The 18,569-nt window shown below is 60.3% G+C and carries 15 protein-coding genes; 8 read left to right on the forward strand and 7 right to left on the reverse strand.

Going from position 1 to position 18,569, the window contains the following annotated elements:
- Positions 1–101 precede the first annotated feature (101 nt).
- On the reverse strand, positions 102–641 hold the full coding sequence (locus tag ADJ24_RS22435) for a hypothetical protein (protein ID WP_032668044.1): 540 nt from the start codon (positions 639–641) through the stop codon (positions 102–104).
- Between the two features lie 196 nt (positions 642–837).
- Here ADJ24_RS22435 and fosA point away from each other — a divergent pair, with 196 nt between their 5' ends.
- Positions 838–1,263: a FosA/FosA2 family fosfomycin resistance glutathione transferase gene (fosA, locus tag ADJ24_RS22440; RefSeq protein ID WP_032668046.1), complete on the forward strand. Its 426-nt coding sequence runs from the start codon at positions 838–840 to the stop codon at positions 1,261–1,263.
- Here fosA and ADJ24_RS22445 read toward each other — a convergent pair.
- Entirely contained in the window at positions 1,249–2,256 is a 1,008-nt protein-coding gene (locus ADJ24_RS22445; RefSeq protein WP_023310230.1) for a LacI family DNA-binding transcriptional regulator, read from the reverse strand. The genes fosA and ADJ24_RS22445 overlap by 15 nt on opposite strands.
- Positions 2,257–2,441: 185 nt before the next feature.
- On the opposite strand from ADJ24_RS22445, the gene ADJ24_RS22450 reads away from it, so the two are divergent.
- Together ADJ24_RS22450 and ADJ24_RS22455 are read left to right on the forward strand one after the other, a co-directional pair.
- Positions 2,442–3,530 (forward strand): cellulase family glycosylhydrolase, encoded by a 1,089-nt coding sequence (locus tag ADJ24_RS22450; protein WP_023310231.1) that lies wholly within the window; start codon positions 2,442–2,444, stop codon positions 3,528–3,530.
- Positions 3,531–3,580: 50 nt separating this feature from the next.
- Complete coding sequence (locus tag ADJ24_RS22455) at positions 3,581–4,975, forward strand: MFS transporter (RefSeq protein WP_023310232.1); 1,395 nt, start codon at positions 3,581–3,583, stop codon at positions 4,973–4,975.
- A gap of 37 nt (positions 4,976–5,012) precedes the next feature.
- Here ADJ24_RS22455 and ADJ24_RS25660 read toward each other — a convergent pair whose 3' ends face one another.
- The 5 genes from ADJ24_RS25660 to ADJ24_RS22480 all read right to left on the reverse strand — a co-directional run bounded on the left by ADJ24_RS25660 (position 5,013) and on the right by ADJ24_RS22480 (position 11,126).
- Positions 5,013–6,254 carry a hypothetical protein gene (locus ADJ24_RS25660; RefSeq protein WP_023310233.1) on the reverse strand — a complete coding sequence of 414 codons (1,242 nt, stop codon included), beginning with the start codon at positions 6,252–6,254 and terminating at the stop codon, positions 5,013–5,015.
- Positions 6,255–6,379: 125 nt separating this feature from the next.
- Entirely contained in the window at positions 6,380–7,201 is an 822-nt protein-coding gene (locus tag ADJ24_RS22465; protein ID WP_023310234.1) for an alpha/beta fold hydrolase, read from the reverse strand.
- A gap of 30 nt (positions 7,202–7,231) precedes the next feature.
- Positions 7,232–8,851: an MFS transporter gene (locus ADJ24_RS22470; RefSeq protein ID WP_023310235.1), complete on the reverse strand. Its 1,620-nt coding sequence runs from the start codon at positions 8,849–8,851 to the stop codon at positions 7,232–7,234.
- On the reverse strand, positions 8,848–9,255 hold the full coding sequence (locus ADJ24_RS22475; protein ID WP_023310236.1) for a DoxX family protein: 408 nt from the start codon (positions 9,253–9,255) through the stop codon (positions 8,848–8,850). Before ADJ24_RS22475 ends, ADJ24_RS22470 begins: the two co-directional genes overlap by 4 nt.
- Complete coding sequence (locus tag ADJ24_RS22480; RefSeq protein WP_023310237.1) at positions 9,255–11,126, reverse strand: amidohydrolase; 1,872 nt, start codon at positions 11,124–11,126, stop codon at positions 9,255–9,257. Before ADJ24_RS22480 ends, ADJ24_RS22475 begins: the two co-directional genes overlap by 1 nt.
- A gap of 218 nt (positions 11,127–11,344) precedes the next feature.
- Here ADJ24_RS22480 and ADJ24_RS22485 point away from each other — a divergent pair, with 218 nt between their 5' ends.
- From ADJ24_RS22485 to ADJ24_RS22505, 5 genes are all read left to right on the forward strand, one after another.
- Positions 11,345–12,031: a hydrolase gene (locus tag ADJ24_RS22485; RefSeq protein ID WP_008501349.1), complete on the forward strand. Its 687-nt coding sequence runs from the start codon at positions 11,345–11,347 to the stop codon at positions 12,029–12,031.
- A 61-nt stretch (positions 12,032–12,092) separates the two neighbouring features.
- On the forward strand, positions 12,093–12,314 hold the full coding sequence (locus ADJ24_RS22490; RefSeq protein ID WP_023310238.1) for a DUF1427 family protein: 222 nt from the start codon (positions 12,093–12,095) through the stop codon (positions 12,312–12,314).
- The gene (locus ADJ24_RS22495; RefSeq protein ID WP_010427264.1) at positions 12,311–12,571 is read left to right on the forward strand and encodes a XapX domain-containing protein; all 261 of its coding nucleotides are present in this window, start codon (positions 12,311–12,313) and stop codon (positions 12,569–12,571) included. Before ADJ24_RS22490 ends, ADJ24_RS22495 begins: the two co-directional genes overlap by 4 nt.
- A 23-nt stretch (positions 12,572–12,594) precedes the next feature.
- The gene (locus ADJ24_RS22500) at positions 12,595–12,975 is read left to right on the forward strand and encodes a response regulator transcription factor (protein ID WP_023310239.1); all 381 of its coding nucleotides are present in this window, start codon (positions 12,595–12,597) and stop codon (positions 12,973–12,975) included.
- Positions 12,976–12,984: 9 nt separating this feature from the next.
- A complete protein-coding gene (locus tag ADJ24_RS22505; protein WP_023310240.1) occupies positions 12,985–18,567 on the forward strand; it encodes an ATP-binding protein in 5,583 nt (1,860 codons plus the stop codon).
- Positions 18,568–18,569: the final 2 nt, after the last annotated feature.

Below are 18,569 nucleotides of genomic sequence, written 5' to 3' on the forward strand. Positions count from 1 at the left end.
TTTAAGAAGGCAGCCACCAGCGGTTTACGGTGAGCACGGCGTGGTTTATGTTCATAGAACTACAGTATCATAATTGTTGAACAATTCAATTGCATCCTTCTCTACTTTAAAATGGTTACGATAAGGTTTGCCAAACCCAAGCCTACAGCTACGATTATAACTAACCTTAACTGCTCTATTTTTTTACGCTGTGATATGGCTTCTACTTGCAATGTTTTTATATAGTTTAATGCTGTATCAACATTTCCATTTTGAGTATTTGGTGTGACGTCGACCGTCTTAATATTCTCAGCATGGTTGGCGAGTACACCTCCTCCGGCTCCGGCACAAACAAAAAAAGCCATTTGAGTAAATATAGCAAGGTTCTCGTTGAAATCAGGGGGCATTAAGTCTTTATAGTTTTTTTGGAACAGTTCTGGAATTCCTAATCCCATGAATATCCCAAATAAAATTAGCGAAACCCCTTTTTCAACGCGCGAAAGACGCTTGCTTTCCAGAAGTGATATAAATGCTAAAAAAAGCCCACCCAACAAAAAAAGCCATGCGGTTTCAAAGCTGGTATACCGCGTTATACTACAACCGATAATTATTAAGAAAAAAGAAATTATGAATGTCTGAAGATTACTTAAACGATATTTCATGATTTTTTTCATTTGGTTATATGTCCGAGGTATATGATAGCGAGTATCATATAACAAGATCCTCTGCATCTACTGCTGTCAATTATAGGGGGGCTAAATAGGGAGTTTACTTAATGCAAATTACTCCGAAATGGTTTTGAAAAGGCTCTGTAGAAGTAAGATCAATTATCTAAATTTCAGTCATATGGGGCACGTCATGCTGCAATCTCTCAACCATCTGACTCTCGCGGTCAGCGACCTGCAAAAAAGCGTCACCTTCTGGCACGAGCTGCTGGGGCTTGCGCTGCACGCCCACTGGAATACCGGGGCCTATCTCACCTGCGGCGATCTGTGGGTCTGCCTGTCGTACGATGAGGCGCGCCAGTTCGTGCCGCCGCAGGAGAGCGACTACACCCACTACGCGTTTACCGTCGCGGAAGCGGATTTTGAACCGTTCTCGCAAAGGCTTGAGCAGGCGGGCGTCACCGTCTGGAAGCAGAACAAAAGCGAGGGAGCGTCGTTCTATTTTCTCGACCCGGACGGGCACAAGCTGGAGCTGCACGTGGGCAGCCTCGCCGCGCGGCTGGCGGCGTGTCGCGAGAAGCCCTATGCGGGCATGGTGTTTACCTCAGACGAGGCTTGAGGCACGCACCTTTAGCCTGCCCGCCAGCGTCACGTGCGTGGCGGCATCTTCCTGATTGCACAGGTACTCCACCGCCAGCCGTCCCAGCTCGCTGTAGGGCAGTTGGATACTGGTCAGCGGCGGGGTGAGCTGCTCGGAGATCTTCTGGTCGTCGTAGCCCGCCAGCAGCATGTCATGCGGGATGCGCACGCCGTTCACCGCCAGCGCCTGATAGCAGCCAATCGCCAGCCAGTCGCTGGCGCAGAAGATGGCGTCCGGGCGCTCGGCCAGTTCAAGTAGGGAAGCTGTCGCGGTAAAGGACTCGCTGAACTGCCAGTTGGTCTGGCGCACCAGGTCGTCGTCGCACGCGAGTCCGGCCTGCTGCAGCGCGGCCTGGTAGCCCGCCAGACGCTGGCGCGAGGCCTCCATCCAGCTCTCGCCGGTGATGTGGGCGATGCGCGTGGCCCCGCAGGCGATGAGGTGTTTAGTAACCTGGAAGGCGTTGGCGTAGTCGTCCGGGATAAACGACGGCAGCAGCGGCGAGCCGGGGTCGCGCTGGTTGAGCAGCACCAGCGGGATGCGGGTGCAGTCCTGAAACGCCGTCATGTCCACTAGCGTGGTGACCGGAGACGCGAGGATAATCCCGATGCAGTTGCGCTTCTCCAACTGGCGGATGATGTTCAGCGCCAGCTCGATGTCGTCGCCGTAGTCGTAGACGGTGAGCAGGGTCTCGTTGCGCCACGCGGCTTCCCGCGCCTGGCTGATGGCGTCGATAAACGGGTCAAAGCTTTGCATGGAGCTGACCAGCAGGGCGATCTCTTCCTGGTTGCGCGGGGCGTGAACGGCGGGGAGGCGGTCGTAGCCGAGCTCGGTGGCGACGCTAATCACCCTATGACGGGTGTCGTCGCTGAGCTTGATGTTGCGGGACTGGTTAAGCACCAGCGATACCGTCGCCTGCGACACCCCTGCCGCCCGCGCAATATCGTTCATCGTCACTTTTGTTTTTCGCTTCATCCGTCCTCTCCCTTTCGCGACTTCGCATCATACCCTAACCGCACGCTTTAGCGCCGTCGATCACGTTTCTCATTCATCGAAGCGTGAACTTTGTGAGGGGCATCGCTTTTCTTCACGCCATGATTTGCGCATTTATCCTGCAACTAATATTTATTAGCTAAATATTATCAGTAAGAGGACGCGTAATGAAAGAGCAGTGGAGCAGGGAGCAGGCACAGGCGTGGTATGAGCAAAAAGGCTGGCTGTGCGGGTTTAACTATCTGCCGTCGACGGCGGTGAACTGGACCGATATCTGGCAGGCTGAAACCTTCGATGCCGAAACCATCGACCGCGAGCTGGGCTGGGCGGCGGACGCGGGTTACAACACCCTGCGCATCAACCTGCCGTTTATCGTCTGGGAGCACGATCGCGACGGGCTGATGGCGCGCATCGACCGCTTTTTGACGATTGCCGACGATCGCGGGTTCAGCACCATGCTGACCCTGATGGACGACTGCGGCTTCTCCGGCGACGAGCCGTACCTCGGCCCGCAAAAGCCGCCGGTGCCGGGCAAGCACAACAGCCAGGCGGCGGCGAGCCCGGGGCGCGATAAGGTGTGCGATCCCGACTGCTGGGCAGACATTGAGCGCTATATCCGCGACGTTGTCCGCCAGTTCCGCGAGGATAAGCGCATCCTGGTGTGGGATCTCTACAACGAGCCGGGCAATCGCGGCATTTTCGCGACCGGCACGCAGGAGGTGCAGTACGACGCGAAGCTGGAGACCTGCGCCCACGCGCTGATGAAGCTGGCGTTCCAGTGGGTGCGTGAAGAAGACCCGACCCAGCCGCTCACCGTCTGCGCGTGGCGTCTGCCGCCGGAGGAGGAGGGAGAGACGTTCTTCCGGCATCCGCTGGACCAGACCGCGCTGGCGCTCTCGGACGTGGTGAGCTTCCACGCCTACACCCACACGGGCCGGATGACGGCGATTATCCAGCAGCTGCAAAAGCTCGGCCGCCCGCTGTTCTGCACCGAATGGCTGGCGCGCCACGTGGGCAGCACCATCGAAGAGCAGCTCCCGCTGATGTACGCGGCGAAGGTCGCGCCGTACCAGTGGGGGCTGGTGCGCGGCAAAACCCAGACCTGGCTGCCGTGGCCGGTGGTGATGAAAGAGTCCACGGACTACTGCCGCCTCTGGTTCCACGACGTGTTCGAGGAGAACGGCATTCCGTTCTCGCGCCGTGAAATCGCATTAATGCAGCAGCTGCGCAAGATCGCCCCGAAAGTTAAGGGCTAATAATATCGACCCGGCGGACCACCGCCGGGCAACCAGGCAGGCATATAACAATGGCAACGACAATGAAAATACCGTCTCGCGAGTTGTGGTCTTATTTTGGTTATGGTTTAGGTCAGTGTTTTAGCTTTGGTTTAGTGGGTTCGTTTATTAACTATTTTTACACCGACGTGCTGGGGATTTCGGCGCTGGCGGCGAGCACCATCTTTCTGATTGCCCGCGCTTGGGACGCAGTTCACGATCCGCTGTTTGCCAGCATCATGGACACCATTAACAGCCGGTTCGGAAAATTTCGCCACTTTTTGCTGATCGCCCCTTTGCTGATCACCGGCGTCACGCTGCTGTCGTTCTATAAAATCGAAGCGGACATGACCACAAAAATTCTCTACGCCGGGGTGACGTATATCCTGTGGGGGACGCTGTACGCCATCTCCGATATCCCGTTCTGGTCGATGTCGTCGGTGATGACCAACGACTCCGCCCAGCGCACCCGCGCGGTAACGGCGGCGATGCTCGGGGTGAACGCGGGGATTGCCTGCGCCAACATCTTCTTCCCGAAGCTGGCGGCGTTCTTCGCCCAGTACAGCAACGATAAAGGCTATTTTATGGCGGCGCTGGTGATGATGCTGGTGGGCCTGCCGCTGATGCTCAACGGCTTTATGCAGATCAAAGAGCGCGTGCCGCCGAGCCCGGAGAAGGTGACCATCCGCGACACCTTCCACAACCTGCGCCAGAACAAGCCGCTGTTTATCGTCCTGCTGTCGTTCTTCTTCTGCGTGTTCCACAACGTGGCGGGCGGGCTGTATATCTACTTCTTTATCAACAACCTGGGCGACGGCAGCCTGCAGATGGCGATTGGCGTGATGGGCATTGTGGCGGCGGTGCTGTGCCTGATCGCGCCGATGCTGACGCGCCGGATGCAGAAGCGGAAGCTGTTTATGATCCTCTGCGGGCTGGACGTGGCGGTGCGCGTGGTTATGTGGTTTGTCGGGTATCAGCAGGTGACGATGCTGTTTAGTCTGCTCGGCCTGAGCACGCTGTTCGTGATGATGACCAACATCCTCACCTCGTCGATGATTGCCGACACCATCGAGTACGCGGAGTACCACACCCACAAGCGCTGCGCGGCGATCACCTTCTCCGGCCAGACCTTTACCGGCAAGATGTCGGTGGCGGTGGGCGGCGGGTTAATCGGCGTGTTCCTGACGACGATCGGCTACGTGCCGCAGGCGCAAATCCAGAGCGAAGGCGTGCTGTCGGGGCTGTTCTTCGGGATCTGCCTGCTGCCGGCGATAGGGTCGCTGATCCGAATCGTGTTTATGTCGCGCTTTACCTTTACCGAGGAGAAGCACGCGGAGATTTGTCGGCTGCTGGCGGAGCGCGAGCACGGCGTTGTGCAACGTGGTGAGCCTGGGCAGAAGCATGAGCCTAGGCTTACGGTGAATTGATTAAGTAGCGCCCGCGCTGCGGGCGTTTCTTAAAAGGTTACTTGATATCATGAAGCAACTTTAATAAAAGGCTTTCATCGGGAGATTTAATTTTCTGAAAATAAACAGGCTCAGCTATAGGAGAATCCCATTGGTGTATCTCATCCTTCTTAAACGGGATACATTTCATAGCGGTGTTTTTTAATCGTTTTATGCGAAGGTCATATTCGTCAAAGTTGTCTGGCGTAGTTTTCAGGCTCAGCGATCTGGCATGATTGATTTGCGTAGGGCAAATAAGCTGAATGTTTCCAAGCGAGAAAATGTTTACGCCGGTGATAAAGAATCTCGAAGGGATATCTTTATAATAACGTGTGTTCCATGTTAAACCATCAAACATCGCTGGTGGGTGAGTGTGGGTATCTATGTAATATTGATGTGTGCGCCAATCGCTTATGCCGGAAAGGTTCATGGTCATGTTAATGATCATATTGGGGGTGGGGCGGAAAATCATTGTCAGGACAAGCATGCTGACGGGAATAATGATTAGTGTATAAATGATTATTTGCAATAAACTTTTATTTTTCTTTTCATTTATCAGGATTATTCCTGGGAAAATACCCACAATAATCATCGCGACCGAGAGTGCAAGGAAAATGATAACCTGTAAGAACGTATTACTTTCTTCGTTAAAATCTAGCTGACCCGCGATAAAAATGAGTGGGAAGATTTGTGTAAAAGCAGGTGCAATCAATAACAGAGGCAGACAGTTCCTGACGGCCTTTTTCTGCAAATATTTTACATCACGCGTATCATCAACATCCTTGTACGAGTGAACGTTGAACATAAGCTTGTAGCATAAGCCATACGATGCGGCCAGTATTATGGCTATCGCTAAGGCAAGAACGATAAAACCATTTATATCCAGAAAAAATTGTAAGCAGAACGCTCCGATAAGCACAACGCACATCACAAAGCTATTACCAAAACAGACTGAGGTAAAGCTATGTGTTAAACCTTCGTATTTAACAAACTCTTTCTCATGTGCGGTGTAAATTAAGTAAGTAAGGAAAGATGAGATAAAAATGACAAGGCTGAAGCCAAGTAGTGAGACAAGGGTAAACCCAAATATTATTCCTACTGCGCTACTCACGCTTAATGCATCATATAAAATATCAAGCCGGTCAATATTCGCAAGATAGAACCATATAACGCTAAATGTACAGGCTGTGACAAATGAAGAGGATGTTAAAATAGCGATGATAAACTTTCGGGTTAGCCGCTTATGAAGCTGGATATTCATCTTATGTAGTCTCCCTTTGAAATGAAGGAATACTAGTCACAAGGGAGAGGGAGTTCTACGCTCAAATTTAGTATGCCGGGAAGTGTATATTCAGGCTGACGCCTTCTGGCGTCAGCCCCGGGAAATTACAGCGACTTCACAAACGCCAGCAGATCTTCGTTGAGCTGGTCCTGGTGGGTCAGCGCGAAGCCGTGCGGCGCGTTGTCGTACACCTTCAGCGTGGCGTTTTTGATCATCTCTGCCGCCAGCTTGCCGGTGCTTTCAAACGGCACGATCTGGTCGTTGCTGCCGTGGATCACCAGCGTCGGCACGTCGATTTTCGCCATATCCGGGCGGAAGTCGGTTTCGCCGAAGGCGGTCACGCAGTCGATGGTACCCTTCAGGGAGGCCAGCAGGGCGATGTTCAGCGTCTGCGTCAGGGCACCGGCAGAAACGGTCTGTCCGGCGTTGGTGCCGTAGAACGGCGTCGCGAAGTCGCTGATGAACTGGGCGCGATCTTTACGCAGCCCGTCGCGAATGCCGTCGAACACGCTCTGATCCACGCCCTGCGGGAAAGAGTCGGATTTGCCGAAGATTGGCGTTACCGCGCCCAGCAGCGCCAGACCGGCCACGCGCGCGCTGCCGTAGTTGTTGATGTAGCGGGTCACATCGCCGCCGCCCATGGAGAAGCCCACCAGCGTCACGTCCTGCAGGTCCAGGGTGGTGATCAGGTCGTTGATATCGGACGCAAAGGTGTCGTAGTCATAACCGTTCCACGGCTGATCCGAGCGGCCAAAGCCGCGGCGGTCAAAGGCGATGGCGCGGAAGCCGCGTTCCGCCAGGTAGTTCAGCTGGCTGTCCCACATGTCGCCGTCCAGCGGCCAGCCGTGGCTGAAGAGAACCGGTTTGCCCGCGCCGCCGTCCTTGTAGTAAATCTGCGTGCCGTCTTTTGCCTTAAACGTTGCCATAGTGTGTTCCTGTGCAGGTGATGGTTATGGTTATACCGGCGCGACCAGGTAGCGAATTGCCGGTGATGTTGTGCCCTGATGAAAAGCCAGAACGCGGCTCTGCAGCAGGAGGTCATTCATGGTGTGGCGCTCCTGCTGGCGCAGATGCTCAATCCAGGAGCCCATCAGGAAGGTCTCGATAAACAGGCCGGGACGCTCGATATCTTCGTACACCGCCCAGCTCATCGCCCCGGCGCGGCGGCGCACCCGGCGCAGCTCGTGAACCGCCTCCAGGAAGGCCTTCGTATTCTGCGGGTCGATGATGTACTCGTGCGACACAAGCACCGGGCCGCGCTCGTTGGGCAGCTCAATCTCCACGCCGTCCAGCGGCTGGCCGCTGAGGTCGAGGTTCAGGTCCGGATCTTTCCCCAGCTTCCAGCGGAACACCGTCGCGCTCGCCAGCACCATCCCCAGCGTGGCGACCACCAGCGATGTCGGGGTGCCGAAGCGGGAGGCGATCTGCCCCCAGATGGCGCTGCCCGCGGTCATCGAGCCGAAGAACACCGTCAGGTAGACCGCCAGCGCGCGGGCCTTCACCCAGCGGGCGGCGCTGCGCTGCGCGCCGAGGTTCAGTGTTGAGAGCACCGCAATCCACGCGAAGCCGGTGAAGAACTCAAACAGGTTGAGCAGCCAGACGTGGCGCACGAACGCCAGCGCCAGCATGGTGAGGGCAAAGGTCAGGCTGGCGGCCACCATCAGGCGGTCGGCGTCGAGCCGCTGGCGCAGGCGCGGCAGAAGGATCGCCCCGGCAATCGCCCCCAGGCCAATGCACGCCAGCATCACGCCGTAGCCCGCCGGGCCTAAGCCCAGCTCGCGGCGCGCCACCAGCGGCAGCAGCGCCCAGCCCGCGCTGCCGAAAACGAAGAAGGCCACGGTGCGCACCAGTACGTTGCGCAGCACCGGCGCGGCGTGCACGTAGCGGATGCCGGAGCGCACCGCGGAGAAGAAGTGCTCCGGCGGCAGGCGCTGCACGGACGGCGCCGGACGCCAGCGCCACAACACCCACGCCACGCCGACCACGGACAGCGCGTTGAGGGCAAACACCATCCACGGCCCGGCGAGCGAGAGCAGAAAACCGCCCAGCGCGGGGCCAATCGCCCGGCTGATGTTCACCCCGAGCGAGTTCAGCGCCACGGCGGCGCCCAGCTCGGGCTTGCTCACCAGATCGGGCACCACGGCCTGGAACGGCGGCGAGCTCATCGCCGCGCCCACGCTCAGCAGAAACGTCGCCACCAGCAGAACGGCGGGGGTGACGTGTCCGGTGAAGGAGAGCACCGTCAGCCCGGCGGCGGCGATGAACACCCACAGCTGGGAGAAGAGCAGGTATTTACGTCGGTCGACGATGTCCGCCATCACCCCGGACGGCAGGGCGAAGAGGAACATCGGCAGGCTGCTGGCCGCCTGCACTAGCGCGATATCTAAAGGATCGGCGCTCAGGGTCAGCATGCTCCAGTTGATGCCGACGTCGCTCATCCATGAGCCGACGTTAGAGACCACCGTGGCGATCCACAGCATGCGGAACACCGGCTGGCTCAGCGGCTGCCAGGGCGAAACCGTCGATGCGGGCGTCGTCTCGACGTGTGCGTCGCGAACGTCGTTAACCTGGGTCATGCGAACCTCTCCGCTGTCTTATGCTGCAGCCGCCACTGGCCCGGCCCGGTGAGGGCGAGGGTGGTGAAGATAATCAGCAGCAGCCAGCCAAACTGCCCTTCGGCAATCGACCAGTTGGGGTGGACCGCCAGCATCGCCACCAGCAGCACGGCGATAATCGGCAGGCACGCCAGGCGGGTGTACACGCCCGCAATGATAAACAGCGGGCAAATCACCTCGGCGACAATCGCCGGGATCAGGCTCGCCCAGGGCCCGAAGCCGAACGGATCTTCAATGCGCGTCAGCTCGTCGCTGAAGTGCAGCACCTTCGGCAGGCCGTGCACGTAGAGCAGCAGCAGGCTACCGGTCAGGCGCAGGAAGAACAGCCCCAGGTCGACCCGGGGCAGAGCAAAGGTGTTTTTCATCAGAATGCAAAGCAGCTGCAGCCCAGCGCCCCCCAGAAAGCGTTATCGTCGGACACCGGCATCTCTGACGTACGGGCGAAATCATGCTGGTGGCTGTGAACCCCGCACGGGCCGCTGCAGTGATGAACGGCGCTCATCCCGACGCGGGCGGCCTGCGGCGGCGCGCTGCGGTAGTGGCCCGGCACCTTCACCACCGGGGACCACTCGGGCAGAACCGGAATGGCAGGCGGCGCGAGCGGGCCAAAGCTGCCTGCGGCGTAAACGATATCGCCGTTGACCACCGTCAGGACGGACTCGATGCCCTTGATCTCCTCTTCCGGCACGCGGAAGTAGTCTTTGCTCAGCACCGCCAGATCGGCGAGCTGGCCGACCTTGATCTGCCCCTTCTGGTTCTGCTCGCTGGAGAACCACGCGCTGCCCTGGGTCCAGAGCATCAGGGCGGTATCGCGGTCCAGACGGGCGCTGTGGTCGTACATCTGCATCCCGCCGACGGTGCGGCCGGAGACCAGCCAGTAGAGTGCGGTCCACGGGTTGTAGCTCGCCACGCGGGTGGCGTCCGTCCCTAAGCCCACCGGCACGCCGGTCTCGAGCATTTTCGCCACCGGCGGCGTGTGGCGGGTGGCTTCGATGCCGTAGCGCTCGGCAAAGTATTCCCCCTGGAAGGCCATGCGGTGCTGCACGGCAATGCCGCCGCCGAGCGCTTTGATGCGGTCGATATTGGCCTGGGTAACGGTTTCCGCATGGTCGAAGAACCAGTGCAGGCCGTTGAACGGAATGTCGCGGTTCACCTTCTCGAAGACGTCCAGCATGCGGCTGATGGATTCGTTATAGGTGGCGTGCAGGCGGAACGGCCAGCGGTGCTCCACCAGGTGGCGCACCACGCGCTCCAGCTCGTCCTCCATGCCCGGCGCGAGGTCCGGGCGCGGCTCGAGGAAGTCTTCAAAATCGGCGGCGGAGAAGACCAGCATCTCGCCCGCGCCGTTGTGGCGGAAGAAGTCGCTGCCCTGGCCCGGCGTGAGCATGTCGGTCCATTTTTCAAAATCTTCCAGCTCGTGGCCCGGACGCTGGGTAAACAGGTTGTAGGCGATGCGGATGGTCATCTGCTTTTTCTCGTGCAGCTCGGCAATCACCTCGTAATCTTCCGGGTAGTTCTGGAAGCCGCCGCCCGCGTCGATGGCGCTGGTCAGCCCCAGGCGGTTGAGCTCGCGCATGAACTGGCGCGTGGAGTTGACCTGCTGCTCCAGCGGCAGCTTCGGCCCTTTCGCCAGCGTGGCGTAGAGGATCATGGCGTTCGGACGGGCAATCAGCATCCCGGTCGGGTTGCCGTTGGCGTCGCGCTGGATCTCCCCGCCCGGCGGGTTTGGCGTGTCCCTGGTGTAGCCGACCACCTTCAGCGCGGCGCGGTTGAGCAGGGCGCGGTCGTACAGGTGCAGGATAAAGACCGGGGTGTCCGGCGCGGCGTCGTTAATTTCGTCCAGCGTCGGCATGCGGCGCTCGGCGAACTGGAACTCGGTCCAGCCGCCCACCACGCGCACCCACTGGGGCGACGGCGTGCGCAGGGCCTGCTCTTTCAGCATCCGCAGGGCGTCGGCCAGCGACGGCACGCCTTCCCAGCGCAGCTCGAGGTTGTAGTTCAGCCCGCCGCGAATGAGGTGCAGGTGCGAGTCGTTCAGGCCGGGGATGGCGGTGTGGCCTTTTAAGTCGACCACTTTGGTGCCTTCGCAGTGGTGTTGCATCACCTCGGCGACGGTACCTACTTTCAGAAATTTTCCGTCGCGCACGGCAACGGCTTCCGCGACAGGATTTTCGCGATCGACGGTGTGAAACTGGCCGTTAACCAGAATGAGATCGGCTTTACCGAGGGTAACCATAAACTGCTCCTGACTGAGAGGGGAATGGTCAGGATTATGGGAACCGGTTTCGGCAAAGATCCAGTTATACAATAGGATAGGTATACCAAAGTATAACTATACCTAAGGTTAACTATACGAAGAGATAATTACGCGCAGGGACGGAAAACCGCAGGATGAGGATGATTTTATCGTCGCGGCGCTCGCGGCGATTTCACCCTTAACCACTGGAAAATGCTATGACCTCTTCAAAGCTCGAAGTGTTAACCCCTGCGAACTGTCAGATCATCTTTATCGATCACCAGCCTCAGATGGCGTTTGGCGTGCAGTCTATTGACCGCCAGGTGCTGAAAAACAACACCGTGGCGCTGGCGAAAGCGGCCAAAGTGTTCAACATCCCAACCATCATCACCACCGTTGAGACCGAAAGCTTCTCCGGGAACACCTATCCGGAGCTGCTGGACGTGTTCCCGGGCCAGGACATCCTGGAGCGTACCTCCATGAACTCCTGGGACGACCAGAAGGTGCGCGACGCGCTGAAGGCTAACGGTAAGAAGAAGGTGGTGGTGGCCGGCCTGTGGACCGAAGTGTGCAACAACAGCTTTGCCCTGTGCGCGATGCTGGAAGGCGACTACGAAATTTACATGGTGGCGGACGCGTCCGGCGGCACCTCCAAAGAAGCCCACGACTACGCGATGCAGCGCATGATCCAGGCGGGCGTGATCCCGGTCACCTGGCAGCAGGTGATGCTGGAGTGGCAGCGCGACTGGGCGCGTAAAGAGACCTACACCGCGGTGATGGATATCGTGCGTGAGCACTCCGGCGCGTACGGCATGGGCGTGGATTACGCCTACACCATGGTGCACAAAGCGCCGTCTCGCCAGAAGAGCGAGCACCGCACCTTAGCGCCGGTCCCGGCACGCTAAGTTCCGCTGGCGGGCTGGTCCCTCATCCGGCTCGCCGCTGCCTCTTTCTCTGGAGTTCACAATGAGTACTGGGCTGATATCCCTTGCGGCAGGCGTGTTGATTGGCCTGATGTATGCCGTGCTGAAGGTGCGCTCCCCCGCGCCGCCCGCGCTGGCGCTGATTGGCCTGCTGGGGATGCTGGCGGGTGAACAGGCGACGCGCCATCTGTTATCCCGCGACGTCGCGCCCCCTCCTCAGGTGACCGTGCCGCAGGCTAAATCGCAGACGGGAGCGTCCTCATGAAGGCATGGATAATTTCGCTGGTGTGCGGCGTGGTTGCTGGGGTAATTTACGCTCTGCTCGACGTCCATTCCCCGGCACCGCCGGTTGTCGCCCTGCTTGGCCTGTTTGGCATGCTGGTGGGCGAACAGCTCATTCCGGTGGGACGGCGTTTACTGAGTCGCGAACCGCTTACCCTCGCCTGGTTTCGTCACGAATGCGTACCGAAAATCAGCGGCACGGCGCCCCCTGCGCCCGCGAAGGACGATCGCGACGTTTAATGATTTACCAGAGGAAAGACAGCATGACGCTGCCGTGGCGCATTGCCATCATTGATGACGAACGATCCGTCCGCAGCGGGCTGAGTAATCTCCTGGAGTCGGAAGGCTATTCAACCGATACGTTTGATTCGGCAGAGGTGTTTCTGAGCCATCCTCTCGCCCTGTCCGGCGCGGCGCTGGTGATCACCGATATCAAGCTGCGGGGCATGAGCGGCCTGGAGCTGTTTGAAAAGCTGCGGCTGCTGGCCGTACCGCCGCCGCCCGTGCTCTTTATCTCCGGTCATGCTGATGAAAATATGCAGCGGTACGCTCTTAATCTGGGCGCCGCTGCATTTTTGCGTAAGCCTATTAACATCGATATTCTGCTGGATCATATTCAGCGGGAGCTGGCCCGCCGACAATAAGGATCGCGGATGAACGAACACGAGCAGCCTGCATTCTGGCCCGCCCAGGGGAATCTTCACCAGGGGCGGGTTTTTGTCCTTAAAGAGGATGTGATTTTTACCGTGCTGGCGCAGGAGGGCGGAATCGCCTGGATGCACGCGCGACATCCTCATTCCGGCGGTTCGTTCATTATCGCTACCGCGGTGAGCGACGAAGAGGAAGAGCGGGCTACCCGGCTGCTTAAAAACGAGTTTGCGCTGCGCGACGCGCTGCAGGACAGCTGGGCCATCCGCGCCGTTGCGTCCACCCAGTACCGGGGGCGCTTCGCGCTGGTGTACGCCCCGTTTTCGTTTGAGCTGCTGGCGCGGCGCGCGGGCAGAGCGATCTCGGGCATCGCGCGCTTTCTCGAGATGGCGATCCAGATCTGCGTTCCCCTGCGCCAGATGCATCTGCAAAACCTGATCCACGGCGATATCAAGCCCGGCAGTATTTTTGTTCATCACGATGCCACCTGCCGTCTGGGCAGCTTTGGCCTTTCCAGCAGCCTTTCCGATGCCGTCACCCAGACCCGGCTTGCCGTTTCAGGCGGTACGCCCGCCTATATGTCGCCGGAGCACACCACCCGCACCCAGCGCCCCGTCGACGGCCGCAGCGATCTCTACAGCCTCGGCATGGTGCTGTATGAACTCCTGACCGGACGCCTGCCGTTTGAGCTGGGGGAGGACGAGCAGACCAACTGGGCGCACTACCATATTGCCTCGGCGCCGCTGGCCCCGGACGCGATCCGCCCGGACGTGCCGGGAATGCTGTCGACCATCATCCTGAAGCTGCTGGAAAAGCACCCCGATAACCGCTACCAGACGGTCGACGGGCTGATTGCTGACCTTCGCCGCTGCCAGGCGACGCTGACCTGCGAGGGCGAGATCGTCGCCTTTACCCCCGGCCAGCAGGACCGCACCCCGGCGATCCATCTGGCGGACTCCCTGTTCGCGACGCATCCGCAGGCGAACGACGTTATTGCGGCGTTTGAGCGGGTGGGGCAGAGCCTGGTGCCGGAGCTGGTGACGATCGGCGGGCCGTCGGGGATCGGCAAATCTTCGATCATCGCGACGGCGCTCAAAACGCTGCAGCAGCGCACGGTGCTGCTGGCGGTGGGCAAAGTCGACCAGTTTTCGCCGTCGCTGCCCTACGGCGTATTAAGCTCCGCGTTTCGCACCCTGACGCTGCACCTGCTGGGGCTGCCCGCAGAGGAGGTGGCGAAGTGGAAAATCCGCCTGTCTCGCGCCCTGGAGGGGTACGAGGCGCTGGCCGTCAGCCTGGTGCCCGAGCTGGGCCTGCTGCTTGAGAGCAAGCCGCGCTTCTCGGCGGATACGTTTTCCATTGATGCCCGGGCGCGCTTCAGCCATATGGTGCTGGCGCTGGTAAAAACCTTTGCCTCGCAGGGCTGCCCGCTGGTGCTGGTGCTCGACGACCTCCAGTGGAGCGATGCCGCCAGCCTGCATACGCTTAAGTATCTGCTGATGAACTGCGGCGCTGTTCCGCTGCTGGTGGTGGCGGCCCACCGGGATATCAGCGCCGTGTCCGACGCCGCCCTGCAGGCGCTGCTGGCGGGCCTGCCGGAAGCGGCGCAAAACGCGAGCGAGATTGTCCCGCAGGCGCTTTCCGTGAAAGCGGTGGCGCGCTGGCTGGCGACGGTATTTCGCACCCGCAGCGCGGCGACGACCGATCTCGCCACGCTGATCCACGAGAAGACGGGCGGCAACCCGCTCTTTGTGCACGAGTTTTTCCGCCGCATTGTGGATGACGGCCTGGTAGTGCACAACAAATATCAGGACAAGTGGCACTACGATCTGCAGGCGATCCGCGCCAGGCATTACACCGAAAACGTCGTCACCCTGGTGCTGGAGCAGCTCGAAGAGCTGCCCGACGAAACGCGTCGCCTGCTGGGCAGCATCGCCTGCCTCGGCGGCACGGGCGAGATGGAGATGATCTGCCGCGTGGTCGGCATGTCGATGGCGGAAATGCGCTATGCGCTGCACCCGGCGGTGATGGCCCAGCTCATCGTGCTGGCGGAAAAAAAGTACGCCTTCACCCATGACCGGGTGCAGGAGGCGGCCTTTGCGCTGCTCGATCGGCATGAGAGAAGCCATATTCACCTGACCACCGCCAGCCTGCTTGCCGACGCCGCGCGTCAGGCGGCGGGGAATGAGCTGCTGTTCCGTGCCGTTCACCACGTCACGGCCGCGCTGGACAGCATCCAGCCCGCCCCGCAGCGGGAGATGTTCCGCGAGCTGAGCCTGCTGGCCGCGCGACGCGCGAAGCGTTCGGGAGATTACCTTTCGGCGCTCGGCTATATCCAGACCGCCAGAGCGCTGGGCAACGCCGGGACGGTGTCGGACTTTATGCTCGATATCGAAGAGGCGGGCTGCGAGTTTGCGCTGGGGCATCTGGAGCGCACCCGCGAGCTGTGTGACGCCATTCTCGGCTGCCCAGGCGGGCTGACAGAAAAGGCGCTGGCGGCCAACCTGCTGGTGGAGGTGTACATTCGTCAGTCGGACAGCCGTCTGGCGCTGGAGGCGGCGCTCTGCTGGCTGGGGATTTTCGGTATTCAGATTAGCCGCTATCCGGAAGATGCCGACTGCGACGAGGCCTGGGCGCTCTTTTGCAACCGCACGGCCGACGCGCCGCAAAACCTGTTTGCCCAGCTGTCGCGGTTGGATAACCCGGAAACCGAAGCGGTGATGAACCTGCTCTACAGCGCCAGCATTTGCGCCAGCTTCATCTGCCCGCGCCTGCACTTTTTGCTGCTCTGCCGCATGATGCACCTGACCCTCGACCACGGCATTACCGGCGCCTCCACCACGGCGATGGCCTGGTTTGGCGTGCTGATTGGCCACCGCTACGCCGAGTATCGCCTCGGGTTCCAGTACGGCACCCTGGCCCGCGAGCTGGTGAATCGCCACGGCTACGACGCGTTCGAAGCCAAAACCCTGCTGCCGCTCGACCAGCTCAGCGTCTGGACCCAGCCTTTATCGTTTACCATCGAATGCGCGAAGGCCTGCTTCACCTCGGCTGTGACCCACGGGGATATGACGATGGCCTGCTTTGCGGCCTGCCACCAGGTGATTAACTTCCTCTCGCGGGGCGATCACCTGGACGGGGTGTTGACCAGCATCGAGCGCGGCCTGGCGTTCGTGCGTAAAACCCACTTCCAGGACGTGGAGACCATTCTGATGGTCCAGCGCGGCTACGTTGAGTTCCTGCGCACGCCGGTCATCGGCACCTGGACCGCGTCGCAGGTGCTGCCGGAGGCGCTGCTTCCCGCGTCCCCGGAGCAGGCGCCGGAGAAGAACTCCACCATGCTCTTCTGGTACTGGCTGTATCGCGGTATGGCGCACTTTACCTGTGGCGAATATGCCGACGCGCAGGCGGATCTCGAGATGGCGGGCTGGTACGTGTGGTCTGCGCCGGGGCATATCCATCTGCTGGATTACCATCTCTACGGCGCCCTGGCGCTCTCCCGTCAGCTGACGCCGGAGACCTTCTCGGCGAACCACCGCCGCAGCATTCACGCCCACTACGACAAAATCGCCCTCTGGGCGCGCGTTAATCCCGGCACGTTCGCGGATAAAGAGGCGCTGATCTACGCCGAAATCGTGCGTCTGGACGGGATGAACAGCATTGCGCTCGAGCAGTATGAGAAGGCGGTCCGGCTCTCCCGCGAGGGCGGGTTTAACCCGATCAACGCCCTGGCCCACGAGCTGGCGGGGCGCTTTGCGCTGGCCTGCGGCTACCCGACCGCCTCGGACGCCCACTTCCGCGGCGCAATTGCCGCCTGGGGCCGCGCGGGCGCGCAGGCCAAGGTGCGCCAGCTGGAGCAGGATTTCCCGCACCTGCTGGCCTCCGGGCAGGCCAGCGCCTACGACACGGTGGCGTTCGCCCAGAATGAGACCATCCGCGATCTCCAGAGCGTCATCAAAGCCTCTCGCGCGCTGTCGGAAGAAATCAACCTGGAGCGCTTAATCGAAAACCTGATGACCATCCTGCTCGAACGCGCCGGGGCGCAGCGCGGCCTGCTGCTGCGCGTGAGCGAGAGCCTCATCCCGGAGATCGAGGCCAGCGCCTGGACCAGCACCGAGGGCGTGCGGGTGCGGATCCTGAAAGACGTGCCGACGGCGACCGACCTGCCGCTGTCGGTGCTGGCGGCGGTGATCCGCACCGGGCAGGAGATCCGCACCGGCAGGCCGGAGGAGTTCCATCCCTTCAGCCAGGACCCTTATCTGGTGACCTCGGGGGCGGCGGTCATGTGCGTCCCGATGTTCAAGCAGGCGCGGCTGGTGGGCGTGCTCTACCTGGAAAACCGCCTGATGCCGGAGGTCTTCACCGCCGAGCACTCGCGCGTGGTGAGCCTGCTGGGCGCGCAGGCTGCGGTATCCCTTGAGACGGCGCGGCTGTACGCCGAATTGCTGGCGGAGAACATCCAGCGCCGCCGGGTGGAGAAAGAGCTGCGATCCAGCCAGACCTCGCTGATGCTCGGCGAGCAGATCAGCCACACCGGCAGCTGGCGCTGGGAGCTGGAGCAGGATCTGATGTTTGTCTCGGAAGAGTACGCCCGCATTCTCGGCCTGCCCGAACGGCAAAAGACAATCTCCATGGCGGAGTTTTTGACCTTCGTTCATGAGGACGATTACGCCCGCATCAGCGCCATCGTCACCCAAAGCGTGCGCGACGGGCTCTCCATGCGCGCGGAGTTTCGGGTTAAGCGTACCGACGGCTCAACGCGCTACATCCTCGGGATTGGCGATCCGGTGGGTGTGGGCAGCGAGGTGAACGAGTATTACGGCATCATCACCGATATCACCAGCCAGCGCGCCGCGGAGGATGCCATGCGGGTCGCGCAGGCGGATCTGGCGCGGGTCTCCCGGGCCACCACCGTCGGACAGCTGACCTCCTCCATTGCCCACGAGATCAATCAGCCGCTGATGTCGATCGTCTCGAACGCCGGGGCGAGCCTGCGCTGGCTCAACCGCGAGCCCGCCCGGCTGGATAAAGTGCGGGAAGGGCTGGAGGAGATCGCCGCGGAAGGCGCGCGGGCGGGGGAGATCATTCGCAGCATTCAGTCCCTGACCCGCAAGCAGGATCCCACCTTCTCGCGCATCGACATGCACTACCTGATCCACCATATCATCACGCTCTCGCGCAGCGAGCTGGAGCAGAGACACATTAGCGTTGATTATCTGTTAAGGGCGCAGGACAGCTTTATCACCGGCGATAGCGTGCAGATCCAGCAGGTGCTGCTCAATCTGGTGATGAATGCGGTTGAGGCGATGGCCGAGGTGAAGGATCGCGCCAGTACCATTACCCTCAGCACCGCCAACGCGGACGGGAAAGTGATCGTCGAGATCGCCGATACCGGGAGCGGCATTGAGCCCGAGCGGCTGGAGCAGATTTTTGATTCGTTCTACTCCACCAAAGCGCAGGGGATGGGGATGGGGCTGACTATCAGCGCCAGCATCATCGAGCGCCACTGCGGGAAGCTGAGCGCGCGCCGCCGGGAGCCGTACGGCACGGTGTTTGCGTTTGCGCTGCCGCTGGCGGCGCAGGAAGGGTAAGC

Origin of the sequence: Enterobacter sp. 940_PEND, from assembly GCF_001059415.1 — a bacterium.
Classification (GTDB): domain Bacteria; phylum Pseudomonadota; class Gammaproteobacteria; order Enterobacterales; family Enterobacteriaceae; genus Enterobacter; species Enterobacter cloacae_M.